This is a genomic window from uncultured Aliivibrio sp. (assembly GCF_946479765.1).
Taxonomy (GTDB): domain Bacteria; phylum Pseudomonadota; class Gammaproteobacteria; order Enterobacterales; family Vibrionaceae; genus Aliivibrio.
In genome coordinates this window covers 1-6476 of sequence record NZ_CAMLHO010000090.1, presented here as the reverse complement: position 1 = coordinate 6476, position 6476 = coordinate 1, and the positions used below count along the sequence as shown (strand labels likewise).

The 6476-nt window shown below is 38.2% G+C and carries 6 protein-coding genes; 5 read left to right on the top strand and 1 reads right to left on the bottom strand.

The features are described 5' to 3' along the window. The first annotated feature begins 135 nt into the window (after positions 1-135). The 4 genes from Q1K78_RS16800 to Q1K78_RS16785 are packed head-to-tail and all read left to right on the top strand — an operon-like array spanning position 136 to position 4653. Positions 136-1599, top strand: a complete 1464-nt coding sequence (locus Q1K78_RS16800; protein WP_300181525.1) for a fructuronate reductase — start codon at positions 136-138, stop codon at positions 1597-1599. Positions 1600-1658: 59 nt separating this feature from the next. Then, complete coding sequence (gene uxaC, locus Q1K78_RS16795; RefSeq protein WP_300181523.1) at positions 1659-3083, top strand: glucuronate isomerase; 1425 nt, start codon at positions 1659-1661, stop codon at positions 3081-3083. Further along, positions 3080-4027 carry a sugar kinase gene (locus Q1K78_RS16790; RefSeq protein ID WP_300181521.1) on the top strand — a complete coding sequence of 316 codons (948 nt, stop codon included), beginning with the start codon at positions 3080-3082 and terminating at the stop codon, positions 4025-4027. The genes uxaC and Q1K78_RS16790 overlap by 4 nt, the downstream gene beginning before the upstream one ends. After that, the gene (locus tag Q1K78_RS16785; RefSeq protein ID WP_300181519.1) at positions 4027-4653 is read left to right on the top strand and encodes a bifunctional 4-hydroxy-2-oxoglutarate aldolase/2-dehydro-3-deoxy-phosphogluconate aldolase; all 627 of its coding nucleotides are present in this window, start codon (positions 4027-4029) and stop codon (positions 4651-4653) included. Before Q1K78_RS16790 ends, Q1K78_RS16785 begins: the two co-directional genes overlap by 1 nt. Before the next feature lie 386 nt (positions 4654-5039). Here the strand turns inward: Q1K78_RS16785 and elbB are convergent, their stop codons facing one another. Beyond that, positions 5040-5690: an isoprenoid biosynthesis glyoxalase ElbB gene (gene elbB / locus Q1K78_RS16780; protein WP_300181517.1), complete on the bottom strand. Its 651-nt coding sequence runs from the start codon at positions 5688-5690 to the stop codon at positions 5040-5042. A gap of 263 nt (positions 5691-5953) precedes the next feature. Between elbB and Q1K78_RS16775 the strand changes: the two genes are divergently transcribed. Beyond that, a complete protein-coding gene (locus Q1K78_RS16775) occupies positions 5954-6358 on the top strand; it encodes a VOC family protein (RefSeq protein ID WP_012550264.1) in 405 nt (134 codons plus the stop codon). Positions 6359-6476 lie beyond the last annotated feature (118 nt).

Here is a 6476-nt window from a genome sequence, read left to right as displayed (position 1 = left end):
CCCCTGCATTGAATGAATGATTTTAAGGGGTGACAACTATTCTGACACAGGGGGATCCTTATCCATTAATTAAAACACTCCAATTATTATATTTCTCATCGGTAATATACCGATGAGAAAACCAAGGAACACAACATGTTGAATATTGCGAATACCAAAGTAAGTCCCCACATCATCCTTCCTAGTTATGATAGATCAACTCTTAAAAGTCGTATTGTTCATTTAGGATTCGGAGCATTTCATCGTGCTCACCAAGCGTTATTTACTAGCGAAATGTTAGACAAAACCAATAGTGATTGGGGGATTTGTGAAATTAACCTGTTTGGTGGTGAAGATCTTATCAAACAACTGCGTGAACAAAACCATTTATATACAGTGGCAGAAAAAGGTGAACACACAACAACAGTAAAAATGGTCGGTTCTGTTACGGAATCTCTACACCCTGCCCTTGATGGGCAACGAGCCATACTAGAAAAAATGGCTGAAGAGCAAGTTGCTATCGTTTCTATGACAATTACAGAAAAAGGTTATTGTACGGATCCTGCCACTGGCCGTTTAGATCACAATAATGTTCTAATCAAAGCAGATTTAACTCACCCACAAGAACCTAATTCTGCCATTGGTTATATTGTTGAAGCATTACGCATTCGTCGAGAACTTGGCATCAAACCATTCACCGTAATGTCTTGTGATAACGTGCAAGAAAATGGTCATGTAGCTCGTGCAGCGGTACTCGATTTTGCAATGTTAGTCGATAAGGATCTTGCGATCTGGATTGAAAATAACGTAACTTTCCCATGTACTATGGTCGATCGTATTGTGCCCGCGGCAACTGCTGAAACATTAGCAGAAATAACAACTTTAGTCGGTGTTGAAGATCTATGTGGTATCGCTTGTGAACCATTCAGACAGTGGGTTATTGAAGATAACTTCGTAAATGACCGTCCTGACTGGAACATCGTAGGTGCAGAGTTTGTCTCTGATGTTGTTCCTTTTGAAGAAATGAAACTGCGTATGCTTAATGGCAGCCACTCTTTCTTAGCCTATCTTGGCTATTTAGGTGGCTACGCACACATCTCTGATACGATGACCAATGACAACTATCGTAAAGCTGCTTTCGATATGATGATGAAAGCACAAGCTCCAACGTTAAACATGCCAAAAGGCACAGATCTAGAAACCTACGCAAAACTATTAATTAATCGTTTTACCAACCCAAGTCTTAAACACCAAACATGGCAGATAGCAATGGATGGAAGCCAAAAAATCCCTCAACGTATGGGAGATTCACTACGCTTCCATTTAGAAAAAGGCACTAATTACAAATGGCTAGCAATGGGTATTGCAGGTTGGATGATATATATAAGTGGCTCTGATGAAAAAGCTAACCCTATTGATATTAAAGATCCAATGGTTGAACTATTTAAAGAAATCTACCAACAACACGGTGTTAATACCTCCGTGGTTAAAGCACTTTTAGGTATTAAAGCAATCTTCGGCACTGATCTAATTAAAAACGAGGCATTCGTTACCGAAGTAACCGACGCTTATCAGTTAATAATGACTAACGGTGCTCGCGCAGCTGTTGCATCACTTTAATTTATTCATATCCCTTCAGCTAAAACTTTTTTTGAAGGGATGCTTTTTTGGAGTTACCAATGAAAGATTTTCTATGTGAAGATTTTCTTCTAACCAATGAGATTGCACGCCGTTTATACCACGACTTCGCGAAAGACATGCCTATTTATGATTACCATTGCCATCTCAACGCACAAGAAATCGCAGATAACCGTCGTTTCGACAACCTTGGTCAAATGTGGTTAGAAGGTGACCATTATAAGTGGCGCGGTATGCGTGCCGCAGGTATTAGCGAGTCGCTCATTACGGGCAAAGAAACCTCTGATTTTGAAAAATACATGGCATGGGCAAAAACAGTACCACAGACGCTCGGCAATCCGTTATACCACTGGACTCATCTAGAACTACGTCGTCCATTTGGGATCACAGGTAAACTATTCAGCCCTGAAACAGCCGAAGATATCTGGCACGAATGTAATGATATGCTAGCAAGTCCAGAGTTTTCTGCGCGTGGCATCATGAAACAAATGAATGTAGTTATGGCCGGCACAACAGATGATCCTATTCACACATTAGAACACCATAAAGCCATTGCTAAAGATGATACTTGTGACATTGAAATTGCACCAAGCTGGCGTCCTGATCGAGCCTTCAAGATCGAGCTAAATGGCTTTACAGAATACATGCAGATTTTAGGCGAAGTTGCAAATATTGAGATTACCCGTTTCGCTGATTTACTCACGGCATTGGATCGTCGTCTTGATCATTTCTCAGCGCATGGTTGCCGTGCCGCCGACCATGGCATTGAGATTGTTCGATACGGCAGAGTACCAGAAGAATCAGTATTAGATGCCATGCTAGTACGACGTCTTAATAATGAAATACTAACAGAACAAGAAATCGACCAATTCAGTACTGCCGTTCAGGTGTGGCTAGGAACTCAATATGCGAAGCGTAGCTGGGTAATGCAACTTCATATTGGCGCACAACGGAATAATAGTACTCGCATGTTCAAGCTATTAGGCGCTGACAGTGGCTTTGATTCTGTTGGTGACCGTCCGTTTGCGTTAGAGCTAGCCTCATTACTTAATGCTATGGATATCACTAATGAGCTACCAAAGACCATTCTTTATTGTCTGAATCCCCGCGATAACGAAATGATGGCAACAATGATTGGTAACTTCCAAGGAGGTGGCATTGCAGGCAAAGTACAATTTGGTTCAGGTTGGTGGTTCAACGATCAAAAAGACGGTATGCAACGCCAGATGGAACAATTATCTCAACTGGGTCTGTTAAGCCAGTTTGTGGGAATGTTAACAGATTCTCGTAGCTTCTTATCTTATACCCGTCATGAGTATTTTCGTCGTATTCTGTGTAATATGATTGGTCAATGGGTACAAAATGGTGAAGCACCTCACGACATGGCAATGCTAGGCAAGCTTGTGCAAGATATCGCTTTCAACAATGCAAAAACCTACTTCAAACTACCAGGAGAATATGCATGAAACGTATCGCAATTATCGGCGAATGCATGATAGAACTTAATGGAGCTCCTTTTCGCACCATGCAACAAGCTTATGGTGGCGATTCATTGAACACGGCAATATATATGGCACGTACTGCAGGTCAATCTATCGAGATTGATTACGTCAGTGCTCTTGGTGTAGATACGATCAGTGAAGGTATGATTTCACGCTGGAAACTAGAAGGTATCAATACTGATTATGTACTTCGTGATCCTACTCGCCAACCAGGATTGTACCTCATCCAGTTAGACGAACAAGGTGAAAGAACCTTCCTTTATTGGAGAAATCAATCAGCTGCCCGCTACTTACTACAACATCCTGGTTTTCCTAATGTTGAGCATCATTTAGCTAATGTCGACATGGTCTACCTGAGTGGTATTAGTCTTGCCATTTTACCACCAACAGATAGACAAAAATTAATCAACGTATTACATAATATAAAAGCTAAAGGTGTCGAAATTGCCTTTGACTCCAATTACCGCCCCGCTCTTTGGGACACCAAATTAGAAGCACAAGCGTGTTATAAACAAATACTAACATTGACTGATCTTGCACTTGTTACTGATGATGACGAGGAATGCTTATGGGGAGATAGCTCACAACAAGATACTTTACATCGCTTACGTGATCATGGTGTAAGAAATATAGTATTGAAACAAGGTGCTAAAGGATGTTTATATACCGACTTTACTACCGATATACCTGAACTTATTGCAACTACACCAATAGATACTGTTATTGATACAACCTCAGCTGGTGACTCATTTAATGCAGGATTTATAGCTGGATATCTAACCAATAAAACCCCACGAGAAGCAGCCTTGCAAGGACACCAACTTGCAGGAATAGTGATTCAACATAAAGGGGCCATTGTCCCAAGATCTGCGACTGAATCAATCAATTTTAATAAGGAAATAAAATAATGAGTACTATCTCTGAACAACTAGCAGCAATAAAAATAATTCCCGTTATTGCACTTGAACGTGCTGAAGATATTATTCCATTAGGCAAAGCATTAGCTGAAAATGGATTACCTGCGGCTGAAATCACCTTCCGTTCAGACGCCGCAGCAGAAGCAATTCGATTACTACGTAAAGCACAACCAGATATGCTCATAGGCGCAGGTACCGTATTAAATCGTGAACAAGTTATCGCAGCAAAAGATGCAGGTGCAACTTTTATTGTATCACCAGGGTTTAATCCTAATACCGTAAGAGCTTGCCAAGAGTTAGGTATCGACATTATTCCTGGAGTGAACAATCCCTCAACGGTTGAAGCAGCACTTGAAATGGGACTGACAACATTGAAGTTTTTCCCTGCTGAAGCTTCAGGTGGTATTAATATGCTTAAATCACTGCTAGCACCTTATACAAAAATACAATTTATGCCAACAGGCGGTATTAACACCAAAAATGTGAATGACTATCTTGCCATTGAACGAGTATTAGCTTGTGGTGGAACATGGATGGTTGACCCAAAACTAATCAATGCAGGTCGATGGGATGAAATCGGTCGTTTAGCGCGAGAAGCGGCTGATTTAGTAAAATAATTTATGTTACTTTATTATTATATTAAGGTCTTCATTGGAAAACCTTAATATAATTTCATTAATGAGTTCAACTATAAAACCTATCAATATGGCAGATGAAGTCATCCAACTCAGTACTTAACGTTTGTATATAACGATCACTGATAATAGCTACTATTGAGTATTATTAGTTAAAAATTGATAACAAAAGAAATTACAGGCACAAAAAAAACCACGCCCCTACTGGACTCTATTATATAGCCTACCCGATTGATTATAAACAAGTTATTTAAAGTAGACTTTAAAAGTGTTACTTAGATAAGATTGTAGTTAATATTAGAAACATTAGTAACGCTACTAATGTAACTAATTCTAAGATTATAATTTATATCAGATCTTCATGATAATCAGCTTTCGGATATCACTTTTTCAATTAACTTTGAAATCCCTTTCTGTACTTCAAGCATATTTTTTGCTGTCATATAAGCTGGTGTTGTTCCTACTTTATTTATATCATCCCAAATAATATCTTGAGCCATACAATTTACATGTTTACCTCCTTGTGATTCTATAAAATCGGCGACTTTAGTATCATTACCAATTGTACATTTAACCCCCTTTCCATAAATTGCAGGTAGCATTACAGGAGAGATACACATGAACCCAGTTGGTTTTGTAGCCTTCTTAAATGATTTACAGGCTTTTAATACATGAGGATTAATTTCAAATATTGCTGAGTCTAAAGCAAAATTGGAAAGATTTTTGGCCGCCCCAAAACCACCAGGGACAATAAGAGCATCGAAATCATTCGCATCAAGTGTAGCAACATCTGAAATTTCTCCTCGAGATAAACGTGAAGATTCTTCCATAACATGTCGAGAGTCTATATGCTCAGTACCCGTTGAATGCTCCAATGCATGATGTTGATAAATATTCGGCGCAAAACAGACCCACTCAGCACCATTTTGCTCTATGGACAACAACGATAGTACTACCTCATGAATCTCCGACCCATCAAACACTCCACAACCAGATAAAATTACCGCAATTTTTTTCATTTCCATTTCCAATTAAGTATAAATATAACAATTATTTTAACTATACCCCTACACAATAGTGAACGTTAAGTATCAAATGCTGAGTTAATTCCGTTATTTTGATACTTAATGACACAATAAGGTATTGATAGAAAATCTAACTCGCTCAAGCATTCATTATCACCTTGCAAATATAAACTAAACGGTTTAGTTTATATTTAATGTAAATCCATTTTTAATAAATGAGATTATAATTTTACTCATATAAAAAATAAGGATATTTAATGAAAGGATTAACGAGTGGGATCCACCATGTTGGTTTGTCAGTATCAAAGCTAGAAGAAAGTGCACAATTTTTTACTGAACTATTAGGATGGCAAGAAGTAAAAAGAGATATGAATTACCCTGCAATATTTGTCAGCGATGGTTCTATTATGCTGACACTCTGGTCAGTAAAGTCTGATAGTTCAATCAAGTTTGATAGAAAAAATAATGTTGGACTCCATCATTTAGCACTATCAGTCGAAAGTGAAGATATACTCATTACAATTTATAAACGATTATTAAATGCGGGGACATTAATTGAATTTTCACCTGAACCTCTTCAAATAGGTCCTAGTACACATATGATGTGTTATGACCCAAGTGGAATTCGAATTGAATTTATCTGGACATGTCATCAGTCATAACAACACATGTTAATCAGTTATCCATTATTTATATTGGTTTAATAAAAGAATATGAATCAAAAAATATTATTTATTTTTTCCCTAGGTTCCAAGAATAACCGACACACTTTGGTATAGA

What these genes read in the sequence shown, in the direction of transcription:
- Q1K78_RS16800 (WP_300181525.1), top strand. Translation starts at nt 136, where the DNA reads ATGTTGAATATTGCGAATACCAAAGTAAGTCCCCACATCATCCTTCCT.
- uxaC (WP_300181523.1), top strand. Translation starts at nt 1,659, where the DNA reads ATGAAAGATTTTCTATGTGAAGATTTTCTTCTAACCAATGAGATTGCA.
- Q1K78_RS16790 (WP_300181521.1), top strand. Translation starts at nt 3,080, where the DNA reads ATGAAACGTATCGCAATTATCGGCGAATGCATGATAGAACTTAATGGA.
- Q1K78_RS16785 (WP_300181519.1), top strand. Translation starts at nt 4,027, where the DNA reads ATGAGTACTATCTCTGAACAACTAGCAGCAATAAAAATAATTCCCGTT.
- elbB (WP_300181517.1), bottom strand. Translation starts at nt 5,690, where the DNA reads ATGAAAAAAATTGCGGTAATTTTATCTGGTTGTGGAGTGTTTGATGGG.
- Q1K78_RS16775 (WP_012550264.1), top strand. Translation starts at nt 5,954, where the DNA reads ATGAAAGGATTAACGAGTGGGATCCACCATGTTGGTTTGTCAGTATCA.